The organism is Burkholderia sp. EMB26, assembly GCF_024730645.1.
GTDB classification, from domain to species: Bacteria; Pseudomonadota; Gammaproteobacteria; order Burkholderiales; family Burkholderiaceae; genus Burkholderia; species Burkholderia cenocepacia.
This window is the reverse complement of record NZ_CP078070.1, coordinates 1,931,245-1,946,268: the sequence shown is the minus strand read 5'-3', so window position 1 is coordinate 1,946,268 and position 15,024 is coordinate 1,931,245. Positions and strand designations below refer to the sequence as shown.

The 15,024-nt window shown below is 66.9% G+C and carries 16 protein-coding genes and 1 pseudogene; 11 read left to right on the top strand and 6 right to left on the bottom strand.

What is annotated here, in order from left to right; translation table 11 throughout:
• Positions 1-82 precede the first annotated feature (82 nt).
• The 5 genes from KU887_RS09155 (at position 83) to KU887_RS09135 (ending at position 4,930) form a co-directional block, all read left to right on the top strand.
• Positions 83-1,363 carry an MFS transporter gene (locus tag KU887_RS09155; RefSeq protein WP_006493476.1) on the top strand — a complete coding sequence of 427 codons (1,281 nt, stop codon included), beginning with the start codon at positions 83-85 and terminating at the stop codon, positions 1,361-1,363.
• 4 nt (positions 1,364-1,367) lie between these two features.
• Positions 1,368-2,333 (top strand): NAD(P)-dependent oxidoreductase, encoded by a 966-nt coding sequence (locus KU887_RS09150; protein WP_258250019.1) that lies wholly within the window; start codon positions 1,368-1,370, stop codon positions 2,331-2,333.
• Positions 2,334-2,665: 332 nt separating this feature from the next.
• Positions 2,666-3,709: a LacI family DNA-binding transcriptional regulator gene (locus KU887_RS09145; RefSeq protein WP_196433416.1), complete on the top strand. Its 1,044-nt coding sequence runs from the start codon at positions 2,666-2,668 to the stop codon at positions 3,707-3,709.
• Positions 3,710-3,764: 55 nt separating this feature from the next.
• Entirely contained in the window at positions 3,765-4,553 is a 789-nt protein-coding gene (locus KU887_RS09140) for a YhfC family intramembrane metalloprotease (RefSeq protein ID WP_058901487.1), read from the top strand.
• A 14-nt stretch (positions 4,554-4,567) separates the two neighbouring features.
• Entirely contained in the window at positions 4,568-4,930 is a 363-nt protein-coding gene (locus KU887_RS09135; protein WP_006491177.1) for a DUF3022 domain-containing protein, read from the top strand.
• A gap of 33 nt (positions 4,931-4,963) precedes the next feature.
• Here KU887_RS09135 and KU887_RS09130 read toward each other — a convergent pair whose 3' ends face one another.
• Positions 4,964-5,395 carry a PGDYG domain-containing protein gene (locus tag KU887_RS09130; RefSeq protein ID WP_006491182.1) on the bottom strand — a complete coding sequence of 144 codons (432 nt, stop codon included), beginning with the start codon at positions 5,393-5,395 and terminating at the stop codon, positions 4,964-4,966.
• Between the two features lie 135 nt (positions 5,396-5,530).
• On the bottom strand, positions 5,531-6,103 hold the full coding sequence (locus tag KU887_RS09125) for a Spy/CpxP family protein refolding chaperone (protein WP_212136329.1): 573 nt from the start codon (positions 6,101-6,103) through the stop codon (positions 5,531-5,533).
• A gap of 250 nt (positions 6,104-6,353) precedes the next feature.
• Here KU887_RS09125 and KU887_RS09120 point away from each other — a divergent pair, with 250 nt between their 5' ends.
• Both KU887_RS09120 and KU887_RS09115 read left to right on the top strand, forming a co-directional pair.
• Positions 6,354-6,818, top strand: a complete 465-nt coding sequence (locus KU887_RS09120; RefSeq protein ID WP_006481526.1) for an Lrp/AsnC family transcriptional regulator — start codon at positions 6,354-6,356, stop codon at positions 6,816-6,818.
• Positions 6,819-7,315: 497 nt separating this feature from the next.
• A complete protein-coding gene (locus KU887_RS09115; protein ID WP_006481527.1) occupies positions 7,316-8,416 on the top strand; it encodes a saccharopine dehydrogenase family protein in 1,101 nt (366 codons plus the stop codon).
• 117 nt (positions 8,417-8,533) lie between these two features.
• Here the strand turns inward: KU887_RS09115 and KU887_RS09110 are convergent, their stop codons facing one another.
• Together KU887_RS09110 and cydX are read right to left on the bottom strand one after the other, a co-directional pair.
• On the bottom strand, positions 8,534-9,151 hold the full coding sequence (locus KU887_RS09110; protein ID WP_006497221.1) for an ATP-binding protein: 618 nt from the start codon (positions 9,149-9,151) through the stop codon (positions 8,534-8,536).
• Entirely contained in the window at positions 9,148-9,294 is a 147-nt protein-coding gene (gene cydX / locus KU887_RS09105; protein WP_258250018.1) for a cytochrome bd-I oxidase subunit CydX, read from the bottom strand. The genes KU887_RS09110 and cydX overlap by 4 nt, the downstream gene beginning before the upstream one ends.
• 200 nt (positions 9,295-9,494) lie before the next feature.
• Here cydX and corA point away from each other — a divergent pair, with 200 nt between their 5' ends.
• Entirely contained in the window at positions 9,495-10,472 is a 978-nt protein-coding gene (gene corA, locus KU887_RS09100; RefSeq protein WP_006475972.1) for a magnesium/cobalt transporter CorA, read from the top strand.
• 7 nt (positions 10,473-10,479) lie between these two features.
• On the opposite strand, the gene KU887_RS09095 is transcribed toward corA, so the two are convergent.
• Positions 10,480-10,773, bottom strand: coding sequence for a YciI-like protein (locus tag KU887_RS09095; protein ID WP_006481522.1), 294 nt, complete (start codon positions 10,771-10,773; stop codon positions 10,480-10,482).
• Positions 10,774-11,231: 458 nt separating this feature from the next.
• On the opposite strand from KU887_RS09095, the gene KU887_RS09090 reads away from it, so the two are divergent.
• The gene (locus KU887_RS09090) at positions 11,232-11,720 is read left to right on the top strand and encodes an aminoacyl-tRNA deacylase (protein WP_059723782.1); all 489 of its coding nucleotides are present in this window, start codon (positions 11,232-11,234) and stop codon (positions 11,718-11,720) included.
• Positions 11,721-12,049: 329 nt separating this feature from the next.
• Positions 12,050-12,298, top strand: a pseudogene (locus KU887_RS09085) (dienelactone hydrolase family protein); the annotation flags it as partial.
• 454 nt (positions 12,299-12,752) lie between these two features.
• Here the strand turns inward: KU887_RS09085 and KU887_RS09080 are convergent.
• Complete coding sequence (locus KU887_RS09080) at positions 12,753-14,090, bottom strand: alpha-hydroxy acid oxidase (RefSeq protein ID WP_058901481.1); 1,338 nt, start codon at positions 14,088-14,090, stop codon at positions 12,753-12,755.
• Between KU887_RS09080 and KU887_RS09075 the strand changes: the two genes are divergently transcribed.
• A complete protein-coding gene (locus tag KU887_RS09075; RefSeq protein WP_006482261.1) occupies positions 14,089-14,976 on the top strand; it encodes a LysR family transcriptional regulator in 888 nt (295 codons plus the stop codon). The genes KU887_RS09080 and KU887_RS09075 overlap by 2 nt on opposite strands.
• Positions 14,977-15,024 lie beyond the last annotated feature (48 nt).

Sequence of the window (15,024 nt, the reverse complement as noted above, 5' to 3'; positions counted from 1 at the left end):
TCGTGCGCGACGCACAGTCATTTTGTTCGAGGCCGGGCCGGCGCCAGTGCGCCCACTCCGGTCCATATACGGAGACACTCTCATGGCAGCCAATCTCGCAGCGCGCCGGTGGTGGACGATCATGCCGATCGTCTTCATCACGTACAGCCTCGCTTACCTCGACCGCGCGAACTACGGGTTCGCGGCGGCGGCCGGCATCAACCAGGATCTCGGGATCAGCAAGGGCCTGTCGTCGCTGATCGGCGCGCTGTTCTTCCTCGGCTACTTCTTCTTCCAGATTCCCGGCGCGATCTACGCGGAACGCCGCAGCGTGAAGAAGCTCGTGTTCGTCAGCCTCGTGCTGTGGGGCGCGTGCGCGGCCCTGACCGGCGTGGTCAGCAACATCCCGTCGCTGATGGCGATCCGCTTCGTGCTCGGCGTCGTCGAGGCGGCCGTGATGCCGGCGATGCTGATCTACATCAGCAACTGGTTCACGAAGAACGAGCGCTCGCGGGCGAACACGTTCCTGATCCTCGGCAACCCGGTCACCGTGCTGTGGATGTCGATCGTGTCGGGTTATCTCGTGCACGAGTTCGGCTGGCGTCACATGTTCATCGCCGAAGGCGTGCCGGCCGTCATCTGGGCCGTGTGCTGGTGGTGCCTCGTGCAGGACAAGCCGGCCGATTCGCCGTGGCTCAGCGCGCAGGAAAAGCGCGACCTCGACGCCGCGCTCGCGGCCGAGCAGGCGGCGATCAAGCCGGTGCGCAACTATGGCGAGGCGTTCCGTTCGCCGGCCGTGATCAAGCTGTGCGCGCAATATTTCTGCTGGAGCATCGGCGTGTACGGCTTCGTGCTGTGGCTGCCGTCGATCGTGAAGAACGGTTCCGACCTCGGGATGGTCGCGACCGGCTGGCTGTCCGCGCTGCCGTACCTCGCGGCGACGATCGCGATGCTCGCCGCGTCGTGGGCGTCCGACAAGGTCGGCTCGCGCCGCGGTTTCGTGTGGCCGTTCCTGCTGGTCGGCGCGGCCGCGTTCGCCGCGTCGTACGCGCTCGGCTCGTCGCATTTCTGGATCTCGTATGCGCTGCTGGTCGTCGCGGGCGCCGCGATGTATGCGCCGTACGGCCCGTTCTTCGCGATCGTGCCGGAACTGCTGCCGAAGAACGTCGCCGGCGGCGCGATGGCGCTGATCAACAGCATGGGTGCGCTCGGCTCGTTCGTCGGTTCGTACTTCGTCGGCTACCTGAACGGTGCGACCGGGTCGCCCGTCGCGTCGTACGCATTCATGAGCGCCGCGCTCGTCGCCGCGGTGATCCTCACGCTGTCCGTCAAACCCCAGGCGCGCGATGCGCATCCGCTCGCCGCGCCGCTGCAAGGAAAATGAAACGATGAAGCCCCGTATCGTCGCGTACAAGCCGCTGCCCGATGACGTTCTCGCGTACCTGCGCGAGCATGCGGACGTCGTGCAGGCCGACGGCGCCGACGCGCTCGCCGCCGCGCTCGGCGACGCGGACGGCGCGATCGGCGCGAGCCTGAAGGTCACGCCGCAGATGCTCGATCGCGCGCCGCGGCTGAAGGCGTGGTCGACGATCTCGGTCGGCTACGACAACTTCGACGTCGCCGATTTCACACGTCGCGGCATCGTGCTCGCGCATACGCCGGACGTGCTGACCGAATCCACGGCCGATACGGTGTTCTCGCTGATCCTCGCCTCCGCCCGCCGCGTGGTCGAGCTGGCCGAGTGGGTGAAGGCCGGCCACTGGCACCGCAGCATCGGCCCGGACCTGTACGGCACCGACGTGCAGGGCAAGACGCTCGGCATCGTCGGGCTCGGGCGGATCGGCGGCGCGGTCGCACGGCGCGCGGCGCTCGGCTTCCGGATGCAGGTGCTGTACGCGAACCGGTCCGCGCATGCCGAGGCCGAGACGCAGTACGGCGCACGGCGCGTGACGCTCGACGCGCTGCTCGCGCAGTCGGATTTCGTGTGCCTGCAGGTGCCGCTGTCGCCCGATACGCGCCACCTGATCGGCGCACCCGAATTCGCGAAGATGAAGCGCAGCGCGATCCTGATCAACGTGTCGCGCGGGCCCGTCGTCGACGAAGCCGCACTGGTCGACGCGCTGCGCGCGGGGACGATCCGCGCCGCGGGGCTCGACGTGTTCGAGAAGGAGCCGCTGCCGGCCGATTCGCCGCTGCTGCAAATGAAGAACGTCGTCGCGCTGCCGCATATCGGCTCGGCGACGCACGAGACGCGCCATGCGATGGCGCGCTGCGCCGCGGAAAACCTGGTCGGCGCGCTGGCCGGCACGCTGCGCACGAATCTCGTCAATCCGGATGCGCTGGCGCACGCCTGAACCGCGTCCGGCAACGGGCCGGCAGGGGGCCGGCGCCGTTAGAGTCGATGATCTTGGTGCCGGAGGGCTGGCTGCGTTATGATCGCCCGCTCTCGCCGCATCGACGACCGGCCACGCGGCCGGCGGCGTCGCGCGGCGGGCATCCGCGCCAGGTCCGGTGCGGCCGACTGCTGTAGCACGCGATGGGCGGGCGCTGATCGACCGCGCAGCACCGGGCCAGCGCAGGCGCCGACGCGCCGGGACAGGGAAGGCCGCCGGTTGGCTTACGTTTCCAACAACAAAGGTCCGTCTGCTCACGAAGCGGCGCGGATCGTACGTCGCGAGGCACGACAGTGACCGATTCGCAACCTTCCACGACGCGTCCGGCGACGATCAGCGACGTCGCGCGCGAGGCTGGCACGGGCAAGACCAGCGTTTCGCGCTACCTGAACGGCGAGACGCATGTGCTGTCCGTCGATCTGCGCCAGCGGATCGAGGCGGCCATCGCGCGGCTCAACTACCGGCCGAACCAGATGGCGCGCGGGCTCAAGCGCGGCCGCAACCGGCTGCTCGGCATGCTCGCGGCCGACCTGACCAATCCCTACACCGTCGAAGTGTTGCAGGGCGTCGAGGCCGCGTGCCATGCGCTCGGCTACATGCCGCTCATCTGTCACGCGGCGAACGAAGTCGAGATGGAGCGCCGCTTCCTGCAGTTGCTCACGACTTACCGCGTCGAAGGGCTGATCGTCAACGCGCTGGGCGCCGAGGAAGACGTGCTGCGGCCGCTGCGCGGCGCGGGCATTCCGGCCGTGCTCGTCGACCGCACGGTCGAGGGCTTCGAGGCCGACCTGATCGGCCTCGACAACACCGACGCGATCGAGACGGCGCTCGCGCACCTGGTCGAGCGCGGTTTCGACGCGATCCACTTCGTCGTGCAACCGTTCGAGCAGGTCAGCTCGCGGCGCGTGCGCGAGGCCGCGTTCCGCGCGGCGCTGGCCGCGCGCGGGCTGGCGGTGCCGTCGACGGTCGTGCTCGACCTGAACGAACCCGACGCGGCCGCGGCGGCGCTCGCCGACGTCGATGCCCGCATCGACGACGCGGCCCGGCGCGGCGTGCGCGCGGCGCTGTTCGCCGCGAATGCGCCGGTCGCGCTGGCGATCGCGCGCCACCTGCGCGCGCGCTTCGGCGCCGCGTGGCAACAGAAGGCGGCGCTGCTGTCGATCGACGACCCGGAATGGGCCGAGCTGATCGGCATCACGACGATCCGTCAGCCGACCTACGAAATCGGCTACAAGGCCGTCGAATTCGTGCACGAGCGGATCGACGGTGCGGCGGGCGACGTGCGCGTCGCGATGCTGCCCGGCGAGCTGATTGCACGCGCGTCGACCGCAAGCTGAGTATCATTCGGGGCACGCGGCGCTTCAGGCGCGCTGCTTCGAACCAAGGAACTCCATGACTGTCGCTCCCGTCACGCTGGCGGCGCTGATCGCCGCCACGCTGATCATCGCGCTGCTGCCGCTCGTCCTCTACCGCATCCTGCGCAAGCCGCTTGCGCTCAACCGCCGCGACACGATCGTCGGCGTCGCCGTCTTCACGCTGTTCGCGATGATTCTCGAGCGCGCGTTTCACGGGCTCGTGCTGAGTCACACGCCCGAGGACGGCTGGCTGACGCAGCCGCTCGCGTTCGTCGCGTACAGCGCGCTCGCGACCGCCGTATTCGAGGAAGTCGGCCGCTATCTCGGGATGCGCGTCCTGAACCGTCGCTATGGCGCATCGGCCGGCGATGGCCGCGGGATCGGCTACGGAATCGGCCATGGCGGTGCCGAAGCGTGGTTCGTCGGCGTGCTCGTGTGGGGCCAGTGGTCGTATCTCGCGTGGCTCGCGAGCCGCGGCCAGCTCGAGACGCAGTTGTCGGACCTGCCGGTCGACACCGTGGTGCGGCTGCACATGATGCTCGCGACGCTGTCGGCCCAGTCGATCCTGCTGTTGCTGCTCGAACGCTGCGCGGCGTTCGCGGTGCAACTGGCGTTGTCGGTGCTGGTGTGGCGCGGCGTGCGTGCCGGCCGACTGGCCGTGTTGCCGCTCGCGATCGTGCTGCATGCGCTCGCGGCGACGCCGACGCTGCTGTACCAGGTGCGCGTGCTGCCCGCCGCGTGGGTCGAGGCCGCGTATTTCGTGCTGGCCGCGATCCTGGTGATCGTGCTGGTGAAGACGTGCCGGCCGTCGCGCGCGGCGGCATGACGGGGGAAGACGCGATGGACGACTATCTGATCGAATGCCAGAGCGCGGAATTCGACGCGCTCGCGCGCGTGATCTGCGATCTCTTTCCGGAGCAGACGCGCTTTGTCGAAAACAGCGACGCGCGCGGGCGATTCCTGTCCGTGCAGTGGCTGGCGATGCGGTTCGGCGCGACGCCGAAGCGGATGACGCTCGACATCCGGATCGTGCCGGCCGCGCTCGCGCGCTACCTGGCGCTCAAGCCGATGCAGCGCGCGCGCAGCCATGCGGTGCTGCATGCGTATACGGAAGCGATGCTGGGTTCGCTCGAGGAGCGGCACGCGGCCGGCGAGGCCGTCGAGCGCGACGCGGAACTCGAACTCGACGAAGACTTTGCGTGAGCGACCGCGCCGGCCTCGTGCCGGCGCGGTGCATTACGCGTCGCGGTAGACCTGCGCGAAGCGCTGCGCCTGCACGACGCCGTAGTCGCCGGGCGCGTATTGCATGACCCAGTCGCCGGCGACGCCGCGCAGCGTGTCGCCGTTTTCCGAGCGGGCGATCGTAAACGGTTCGTCCATCCGCCGCGCGAGCACGACGGCCGGCCGGTTGCGATAGGCGCCCGGCGTGCCGTGCGCGAGCGCCGGATCGGCGGGCAGGTATTTGGCGTCGAAGCGCGCGCGCGATACGACCCAGCGGTCGCCGGTCGAGCCGGTGATCAACGCGTCGCCCGCGACATAGCGGTTCGGGCCTTCGAGGCTCATCAGTTCGCCGTCGGCGTCCGCGAACGACACGGCGACGGTTTCGTCCTTGACGACGCGACGGGCCTGCGGATCGGTACGCAGATCGAGTTGCTTGAGTTCGAGCATGGCGGGGAAGGGCGGGAAAGCGGGAAAGCCGGGAGCTTATCCCGAATTCGGCGCGCCGTGTGGCGCGCCGGTCGCCGATCGCGACGCGGCGCCGTTCGGCCCGGGCGGGCCGGCACGGCGCCGGTGGGGAGGGCGTCAGGGCTGCGCGGGTGCGCTCGCGGCCGGCGCGGCGGCGGCCTTGCCTTCCTTGCCCTTCGTCTTGCCCTTGCCGCGGTGCTCGCCGCCGTGGTGCAGCCAGCTGCGGAACGTCGTGTCGGCCAGCGCCTTCTGCTCGGCCGGGAAGCTCTCGTAGAGCGGCGCGAACGCGTCGGCGAGCTTCTTCGCGCCGTCGGCGTTCGCCTGCGACAGTTCCGCGTACTGTTTCATGTCGTCGAGCGCGGACACGTCGTGCTTGGCCATCCGCTCGCTGTAGAGGCGGCCCATCGTTGCGCCGTTGTCGCGCATCGTGTCGGCGAACGTCTTCCATTGCGGCTCCTGCGCCGACGTGATCTTCAATTGATCGTGCAGGTACTTGATGCGCTGCTCGATGCGCGCTTCGTGGCGTGCCGCGCGCTGCTCGGCACTCGGGGCCGACGCCGCGGCGGGCGTGGCGGCCGTCGTGGCCGTCGTGGCCGGCGCCTGGGCGCTCGCTTGCGGCTGCGCCGGGGTTTGCGCGAATGCGCTGGCTGCAACGACGAGCGTAGCGAGGGTGAGCGAGATTTTCTTCATGGTGGGCTCTCCGGGGTGGTGTCTGGCGAGCGGGCGCGGCGGCCATTGCCGCCAGCGCGCCGCTCGCGTCGCCCGCTATTAGTAGCACGTTGCATGCAGCGCGGCAGGGAATGCGACACTTGCTTACATCCGATACGAATCGAAATTGAAAGGTTCGCCGCCGGGCGATGCCGGTTGGGTGCGCCGGCGTTCGGCGCTATCATCGCGTCACTTTCCACTCCGCCGGCGCATCGCGTGCCGGCCCAGCGTCATGCGTCCACCCCGCCTCGACCAACTCGACGATCTCGACCGGCAACTCGTCGCGCTGCTGCAAGCCGATGCGCGCGCCAGCGTCGCCGATCTCGCACGCCAGCTCGACGTGGCGCGCACGACGGTCGTCGCACGCATCGCGCGGCTCGAACGCACCAACGTGATCGCCGGATACAGCGTGCGACTCGGGCAGGACGTGCTCGACGCGAGCATCTATGCGTACGTCGGGATCATCCTCACGCCGAAGTTCGGCAAGGACGTCTTGCGCAAGCTCGACCGGATGCCGGAAGTCCAGTTGCTGTGCGCGGTGAGCGGCGAGTACGACTACGTCGCGTGGCTGCGCGCCGACTCGCCGGAGCGGCTCAACGACCTGCTCGACCAGATCGGCACGCTCGAAGGCGTCGAGCGCACGACGACGTCGATCATCCTGTCGCGCAAGATCGATCGCGGGACGATCGGCGGCTGACCTGTTGCGCGCGTCGCCGCGCATGACGGCGCAAGTCCCTGCATCGCGCGGGGCGCGTTGCGTCACGGATGCGCGGCTTGAAGTCGGGTACCTGTCCGCTCGCATGCGTATTGGCCTTTGCTGTACTTCATGATCGGCACGGGCGACCGTGGTCGACCCTTCGCGCATCGCGCGCGTCTCTCCCGAATCTCCGTTCGTATTCCGCTTCGACCGACGTGCCGCATCGGACGCACGGGCCGTTCGTGCGCCCGATGTCACGCGGTGTGTCCGCGTCTTCGTCCTTGCAATATGCAACCGCCAACGTCCGGTTTGCGATCGCGTTGCTACACGATTTTTAGATGATTTGGTCGTTTCGACCAAATATGCCGTCATAACGTCGAAACTATCGGTCGTTTCGCATCATTCTTCGTCTTGGAACTGATTTTGAGCGTCCCTAAACTGTGTTCATGGCTCGACGCCGTACACCAACATCAAACCCATCATCAGGAGATAAGCGCATGAAAATCGCCATCGTCGGCGCAGGTCTGATCGGCCACACCATTGCTCACATGCTGCGCGAAACGGGCGACTACGAAGTCGTCGCGTTCGACCGCGATGCGGATGCGCTCGCGAAGCTGTCGCGCGAAGGCATCGCGACGCAACGGGTCGATTCGGCCGACGCGAATGCGATTCGCGAAGCAGTGAAGGGCTTCGATGCGCTCGTCAACGCGCTGCCTTACTACCTCGCGGTCAACGTGGCCGCCGCCGCGAAGGCTGCCGGCGTTCACTACTTCGACCTGACCGAAGACGTGCGTGCGACCCACGCGATCCGCGAACTGGCCGACGGCTCCGACCGCGCGTTCATGCCGCAGTGCGGCCTCGCGCCGGGCTTCATCGGCATCGCCGCGCACGAGCTCGTGAACGGCTTCAGCGAAGTGCGCGACGTGAAGATGCGCGTCGGCGCGCTGCCCGAGTATCCGACCAACGCGCTGAAGTACAACCTGACGTGGAGCGTCGACGGCCTGATCAACGAGTACTGCCAGCCGTGCGAAGCGATCCGCGACGGCCGCAAGCAGTGGGTGCAGCCGCTCGAAGGCCTCGAGCACTTCTCGCTCGACGGCACCGAATACGAAGCGTTCAACACGTCGGGCGGCCTCGGCACGCTGTGCGAAACGCTGTCGGGCAAGGTCGAGACGCTCGACTACAAGTCGGTGCGCTACCCGGGTCACCGCGAGCTCGTCCAGTTCCTGCTGGAAGACCTGCGCCTGTCGACCGATCGCGACACGCTGAAGTCGATCATGCGCCGCGCGGTGCCGTCGACCAAGCAGGACGTCGTGCTCGTGTTCGTCACGGTGACGGGCGTGAAGGACGGCCAGCTGGTGCAGGACGTGTTCACCCGCAAGATCTTCGCGAAGGACGTGTGCGGGATGCACATGAGCGCGATCCAGATCACGACGGCCGGCGCGATGTGCGCGGTGCTGGATCTGTTCCGCGAAAAGAAGCTGCCGCAGAGCGGTTTCATCCCGCAAGAGAAGGTGTCGCTGAAGGCGTTCCTGTCGAACCGCTTCGGCAAGCTGTACGACGGCGGCACGATGGAGCGCGTGCACGCGGTTGCCTGACCGCGGTTGCCAGACCATTCCGCCAGCCTCTGGCACGAGGGCCGTACGACGCCGGGAGCGCAGCAGCGCTTCCGGCGTTGTTTTTTGCGGGAAGGGAAAGGGTGCCGGGCGGCGCGATCAGGCCGGCAGCGGCGGGACGATCGTCGCCGGTTGCGGCGGCGGCACGATGCGGTACAGCAGTGCGTCGACGTCCGCGTCCGACGGCGCGGTGTTGTCGAACATCACGATGCCGTCGCATTCGTGGCCGGTCGGCACGAAGCGGCGCTGCCGGTATTCGTCCCAGTGCGCGAGCTTGTACGCATCGTTCGGATTGGCGCGCGCGACGATCCGCTGGTGCGCGACGTCTTCCGACGTATGGACCCACACGACCGTCAGCGTGACGTCCGGCGCGATGCCGAGCCACGCGCGATCGAGGATGCGCCGGTCGCGCACTTCACGCGACAGCGGGCCGACGACGAGCGCGCCGATGCCGAGCGAGAGATTTTCGCGCGCCGTGTCGAGCAGCCCCTGGTATTCGGGATCGCGAAGATGTTTCAGATAGAGCGGGCTGTCGCGATCGTTCGGATCGTCCGTGAGCGCGCCCATCGCGGCCGCGCTGTAGCGGCCGTACAGCGTGTCCTTGTCGAGCAGGCAGAACGCCTCGCCGGTCGCGCGCATCAGCGGCCCGATGAGCCGCTTCGCGAGCGTGGTCTTGCCGGTGCCGGCGTGACCGCAGAAGAACACCAGATGCGTCACGAATACCGGCTCCCCGACCGCTGGCCCGACGTATCGCTGCGCTTGTCGTCGCGCGAGAATACTTCCGCTTCCAGCCACATCGCGTTGATGATGCCGAAGCCGAGCGCCACGCCGATGCCGAGTATCCACGAGAAATACCACATAGGTCTGTCTCCTTGACGGTTGGGCCGCGCGGCCGTTGTGCGTCGCGCAACGCAGGCCCGGCGGGCCTGTGGGAGCGCGTCGACGCGCATGCTGCGGCGCACGCAGCCCGATCATGACCAATATCTGCGTGCCGCGCAAGCCGGGCCGTTCGTGCAGCAAACCGGTAAACTGATGCGCAAACCGCAACGTCACGAATACCATGCTGATCAACTGTGCTGCTTACCAGGACGGCCGCAAGCTGGCCGATATCGACATCGACGCCATCAGCGATTACGTGTCGAAGCCCGAATGCTTCGTGTGGGTCGCGCTGAAGGACCCGACGCCCGAGGAAATCGACCTGATGGGCGAGGAGTTCGGCTTGCACGAGCTGGCGCTCGAGGATGCCCGCAAGGGCCATCAGCGGCCGAAGATCGAGGAATACGGCGATTCGCTGTTCGCGGTGCTTCACACGGTCGAACTCGACGAGGACGACGAATTCAAGGTCGGTGAATTGAACGTATTCGTCGGTCCGAATTACGTGCTGTCGATCCGCAACCATACCGAGCACGATTTCCGCGACGTGCGCAAGCGTTGCGAGCGCGAGCCGCACTTGTTGCGGGAGGGTTCGGCGTTCGTGTTCTACGCGTTGATGGACCAGGTCGTCGACCGGTATTTCCCGATCCTCGAAACGCTCGGAGCGGAACTCGAGGAACTCGAGGACCGCATCTTCGCGAAGGCGACGCCGGCGTCGTCGCGCGCGATCATCGAGGATCTCTATTCGCTGAAGCGCCGGCTCGTGCTGCTGTACCAGCACACGGCGCCGCTGATGGAGCCGCTCGCGAAGCTCACCGGCGGGCGCGTGCCGCAGGTCTGCAGCGGGATGGCGGCTTACTTCCGCGACGTGTACGACCATCTGCAGCGGATCGTGAAGACGATCGAAGGGCGTCGCGAGATGGTCGTCACGGCGATCCAGGTCAACCTCGGGATGATTTCGCTCGCGGAGAACGAGGTGACCAAGCGGCTCGGCTCGTTCGCCGCGCTGTTCGCGATACCGACGATGATCGCCGGCATCTACGGGATGAACTTCGCGAACATGCCCGAGCTGCACCTGAAATACGGGTTCTACGGCTGCATCGCGGTGATGGCCATCGCCGACCTCGCGCTGTGGTGGCGTTTCAAACGGGCAGGGTGGCTGTAGTCCGGCTTCAGGCCGGACGCGGCGCGTGCTTGCCGATCACGACGCGCCATGGTCGCACGCGCCACGATTTCACGAGGCCGTTCTGCACGTACGGATCGGCGCGCGCGAACGATTCGGCCGCTTCCGGCGAATCGCCTTCGAACACGAGCACGGCCTGGTCGGCCGGGTCCGCCAGCGCACCGGCGAGCACCAGTTCGCCGCGCTCGGTCGCCGCTTGCGCGAGTGCGAGATGCTGGGCGCGGAACGGTTCGCGCCGCGACAGGTAATCGTCGACGAGTTCGTAGATCAACTGGTAATGCATGATCGCTCCAGGAGTCGGTTTCTGCCGCGGGAGGGTGAGCGGCGGGATCAGTATAGGGCAGTGGGAAAGCCGTGGGCGGCGTGGGTTTGCCGGCGTGATCGCGGGCGTTGCTGCGCTCGTTTTTTGAATGATGTATCCCGGGCGGTATCGTGTTGCTTTCCTGAAATGCAACTAACGGTCTAGTTTTCCCACGTCGACAAATTGCCGGACTCATTCGCGCTTGCCACGCCCACGCCCGATTTGTCTACAGGAAATGAGGGTCTGCCAAGCGTATTCCGGGTCGGGATTTCGCATGCCGGCGAGGGCGGATGAACGGGGCGAAAAAGCGACCAGAGCCGGCTGCCGGGCCGGCTGGACGGGCGCCGTGCGAGGCTGTTTCCATTGGGCCGGAATGCGACCTATGCTGAACGAATCCGGAGCGAACGCCGTTCGCCCGATTCGTCCAGACGAGGTGCGCCATGCCGGTCTCAGCCACCCTGCAGGATTGCCTGCGCCAGAAGTCATCGCGGTACGAAGTCGTGTACCACCCCTATAGCCATACGAGCATGGAGACGGCCGCCGCCGCGCATATTCCCGGCGATCGCCTCGCGAAAACCGTGCTCCTGGAGGACGCCGAAGGCTACGTTGCCGCCGTATTGCCGACGACGCACGCCGTGCGCCTGTCGGATCTCTGGGTGAAGACGGGGCGCCATCTCGTGCTCGCCCGGGAGGTCGAGTTGCGCGAGCTGTTCAAGGATTGCGACATGGGCGCGCTGCCGCCGGTCTGCATGGCGTACGGGATGAAGACGTTTCTCGAGGAACGCCTCGCGCAGCAGCCGGAAGTCTATTTCGAGGCCGGCGACCATGAAGCGCTGATTCACATGATGCAGGACGAATTCCTGATGCTGATGGAGACGGCCGAGCGCGCGCATTTTTCGCACCGAATGCAGGGAATGATGTTGTCCTGATGCAGGCAGGTTGTGGCGGTCGATTCGGGGCGGTCCGGAGATCGCCCGGGATGGTTGCGTGTCCGGGGAAATGGGTGCTGCGGGGGGGCCGGTGAGGTGCGATTCGGGGCTTTGTCTGGCGGCGATGTTAGACGGGTTGCCGAGTAAATTTCGTATTTTACATAATCATAATTATCACAATATTTGGTTGTAGTAGCTAGATTGAAATGTCCGCTTTTGGCTACATAGAAATGTCGTAGTTCGAGGGTTTCGGCGCATGCTGGCGGCGGTTTGAACTGCCGGAGCGCATCGTGGGCCAACCTGGACTGATCACCATGAGCATGCGGGAGCTGGACCGTCTGAAGCCGACCGGCAAGCGCGTGGAGATTCCGATGGTCGTCGTCGTCGAATTCCGCGGGCCGAAGCTCTACAACGAGCACATCTACTGGGACCAGGCGAGCGTGCTCGTGCAGCTCGGGCTGCTCGATCCGCACGGGTTGCCGGTCGGGGGCGTCGACGTCGCGCGCAAGCTGCGCGACGAAACGTTGCCGTCGAATACGCTGATGGTGCGCTGGCGCGAGAGCGAACCGGCGCGATAGCGGCGCCTGTCGGCCACGACGCGCCCTCCTTCGCCGGTGGTGACGCTGCCATCGGCGGTTTTCGTGACCGGCAGCGGCGCGTTTTCGAATCGGCCAGTTTGTAAACTGAATCGATCTATTGTGATAAGAAAAGTTATCCTGATAGCACCATCATATGCTCCAACTACATGTTCCTCGATAAAAGGATCGGCGCGTTAAACCACCGGAAAACCGGTTCCGTCGATGCGTTCCCACCACGCGTCGATATTCGCGCGTAGCGCGTCGACGCGCTCGCGCGAACCCAACGTCGAGCGCCGCTTTGCCGAGCAGCAGACGCAACAGGCAGCCGCCCGCTGACGGGTACCGGCCATCCGCCATCGGCTTACGCGGCAACAGCCGCAGACCTTCGATTCACCTGCCCTGCCGCGAACCGGTCGAAGCGTCCGCCGAACCCGTCCGGCTGCGACCTGGCCACCTACGCCGCCGACGATCCACTTTTCCGAATCAGTACGTCGGGCGTCAACGCGCTGCATTGCCCGACGCCCAGCATCGCCATGTTCCGGTCCACTTCGTCGCGCAGCAGACCGATCGCATGCAGCACACCGGCTTCCCCGGCCACGGCCGCCGCGTAATTGAACGGCCGCCCGACGAACACCATGCTCGCGCCCATCGCAATCGCTTTCAGCACATCCGACCCGCGACGAAACCCGCTGTCGATCATCACCGGATAATCCGCTCCGAGCGCCCGCACCGCGTCGGGCAGGATCCGCATCGGCGACACCGCGCCGTCCAGCTGGCGGCCGCCGTGGTTCGACAGGATGATGCCGTCGGCGCCGATGTCGCGCGCGATCACGGCATCGTCCACGCTGAGAATCCCCTTGATCACCAGCTCGCCCTTCCATTCCTGCCGGATCCGTTTCAGGTGGCCCCAGTCGAGATGGTCGCGCGCGGAGAAATCCCGCAGCACGGTCGACGACAGGATCGGCGCGCCGCGTGTCGCAAACGAGTTTTCGAAATGCGGCATGCCGTGCGCGAGCAGCGTCCGGGCGAAGGTGCCCGCGAGCCAGCGCGGCCGCGTGATGCCGTCCCAGAACAGGCGCGGCCCGGGGCGCAGCGGCGTGGTGAAGCCGGTCCGCACGTTGTTCTCGCGATTGGCGGACACGGGAATGTCGACCGTGATCACCAGCGTGCGGTAGCCGGCGCGCGCGACGCGTTCGAGCAACGCGGCAATACGATCGGCATCGCCGGGCAGGTACGCCTGGAACCAGGTACCCGGCGCGGCGGCCGCCACCTCTTCCAGCGGGATCAGCGACGAGCCGCTCATGATCGAGGCGATGCCCGCGCGCTGCGCGGCCCGCGCCAAGACGATGTCGCCGCGATAGGTCGACAGCGCATGGATACCCATCGGCGCGATGCCGAACGGCGACGCATAGCGCCGTCCGAACAGCTCGACCGTCTGTTGCCGTTGCGAAACGTTGCGCAGCACACGCGTCGCGAATCCGTACTCGTCGAACACGGCGCGGTTGTCGTCGCGCGTGCGGTTGTCCTCCGCCGCGCCGCTGACATAGCCGAAGATCGGGCGCGGCAGCACACGCCGCGCCGCCGCCTCGAAATCGTGGAGGCTCAGCATGTTGCGCAGCACGCGCGGCGGTCGCGTATCGGCCAGCGGACGGCTGGCTGCGGGACGGGATGAGGCGGACGGGGTCATTTCTGCGGCCTGTTGTCGAATCGATGCGGGAATTTTAGGGTCGCGCGAGGCGCTTAAAAAGCGATAATCTTCCAAGGAATTTGTTCGATAAAAGCGAAAGACCATGGCGACTCCGACTCTCAAGCAACTCGACGCGTTTTACTGGGCGGCGACCTGCGCCAACTTCTCGACCGCCGCGCAACGGCTCCATCTGTCGGTGTCGTCGTTGTCCAAGCGCATCAACGAACTCGAACAGGTGGTCGAGCGCACGCTGTTCGACCGCAGCGGCCATCGCGCCGTGCTGACCGACGACGGCGAGGCGTTGCTGCCCGCCGTGGTGCGGGTGCTCGAGTCCGTCGCCGCGTTGCAGGAATCGGTCGCGCGGGACGAAGGGTTGAGCGGCCGGCTGCGCTTCGGCGTCGGCGAGTTGTCGGCGCTGACGTGGCTGCCGCGCTTCGTCGCGGCGGTCCAGAAGCTGCATCCGAAGCTGGCGCTCGAGCCGTATGTCGACGTGGGCGCGGCGCTGGAGGAGAAAGTCGACGCCGGCGAGCTGGATTTCGCGGTGATCGCCGGCCGTTCGTCGCGCGGCAGCGTGATGTCGCAGCCGGTGGCGGAAGCGCGGTTCGCGTGGATGGCGGCCGAGACGCTGGTCGGCAGCGAACGCGATCTGACGCCGGCGCTGATCGCCCGTCATGCGCTGGTACTGCTGCCGTCCGGTTCGGGCGTGACGCGCATTCTCGACGACTGGCTGCTGGCATGCGGGATCAATCATGCGCGCCGGATCGCGTGCAACAACTGGAGCGCGGTGGCCGGGATGTTGAGTGAAGGCGTCGGCATCGGCTTCCTGCCGGTCGACTGGGCGCGTGCGCGCCTGGGCGGCGATCTCGTCGAACTGACGAGCGAGCCGCCGCTGACGCCGCTTCAGTATGCATTCCAGTGGCGTCGCGGCGACGTGCGCGGGTTGATACCGTCGATGCTGTCGCTGGTGCGGCAGTATGCGGATTTCCGCTGATGCGCGATTGGCCGCCGCGCGTCACGTGCGGGCGGCCAGGAACGGGCG

What these genes read in the sequence shown, in the direction of transcription:
- KU887_RS09155 (WP_006493476.1), top strand. Translation starts at nt 83, where the DNA reads ATGGCAGCCAATCTCGCAGCGCGCCGGTGGTGGACGATCATGCCGATC.
- KU887_RS09150 (WP_258250019.1), top strand. Translation starts at nt 1,368, where the DNA reads ATGAAGCCCCGTATCGTCGCGTACAAGCCGCTGCCCGATGACGTTCTC.
- KU887_RS09140 (WP_058901487.1), top strand. Translation starts at nt 3,765, where the DNA reads ATGACTGTCGCTCCCGTCACGCTGGCGGCGCTGATCGCCGCCACGCTG.
- KU887_RS09135 (WP_006491177.1), top strand. Translation starts at nt 4,568, where the DNA reads ATGGACGACTATCTGATCGAATGCCAGAGCGCGGAATTCGACGCGCTC.
- KU887_RS09130 (WP_006491182.1), bottom strand. Translation starts at nt 5,395, where the DNA reads ATGCTCGAACTCAAGCAACTCGATCTGCGTACCGATCCGCAGGCCCGT.
- KU887_RS09125 (WP_212136329.1), bottom strand. Translation starts at nt 6,103, where the DNA reads ATGAAGAAAATCTCGCTCACCCTCGCTACGCTCGTCGTTGCAGCCAGC.
- KU887_RS09120 (WP_006481526.1), top strand. Translation starts at nt 6,354, where the DNA reads ATGCGTCCACCCCGCCTCGACCAACTCGACGATCTCGACCGGCAACTC.
- KU887_RS09115 (WP_006481527.1), top strand. Translation starts at nt 7,316, where the DNA reads ATGAAAATCGCCATCGTCGGCGCAGGTCTGATCGGCCACACCATTGCT.
- cydX (WP_258250018.1), bottom strand. Translation starts at nt 9,294, where the DNA reads ATGTGGTATTTCTCGTGGATACTCGGCATCGGCGTGGCGCTCGGCTTC.
- corA (WP_006475972.1), top strand. Translation starts at nt 9,495, where the DNA reads ATGCTGATCAACTGTGCTGCTTACCAGGACGGCCGCAAGCTGGCCGAT.
- KU887_RS09095 (WP_006481522.1), bottom strand. Translation starts at nt 10,773, where the DNA reads ATGCATTACCAGTTGATCTACGAACTCGTCGACGATTACCTGTCGCGG.
- KU887_RS09090 (WP_059723782.1), top strand. Translation starts at nt 11,232, where the DNA reads ATGCCGGTCTCAGCCACCCTGCAGGATTGCCTGCGCCAGAAGTCATCG.
- KU887_RS09075 (WP_006482261.1), top strand. Translation starts at nt 14,089, where the DNA reads ATGGCGACTCCGACTCTCAAGCAACTCGACGCGTTTTACTGGGCGGCG.
- KU887_RS09080 (WP_058901481.1), bottom strand. Translation starts at nt 14,090, where the DNA reads ATGGTCTTTCGCTTTTATCGAACAAATTCCTTGGAAGATTATCGCTTT.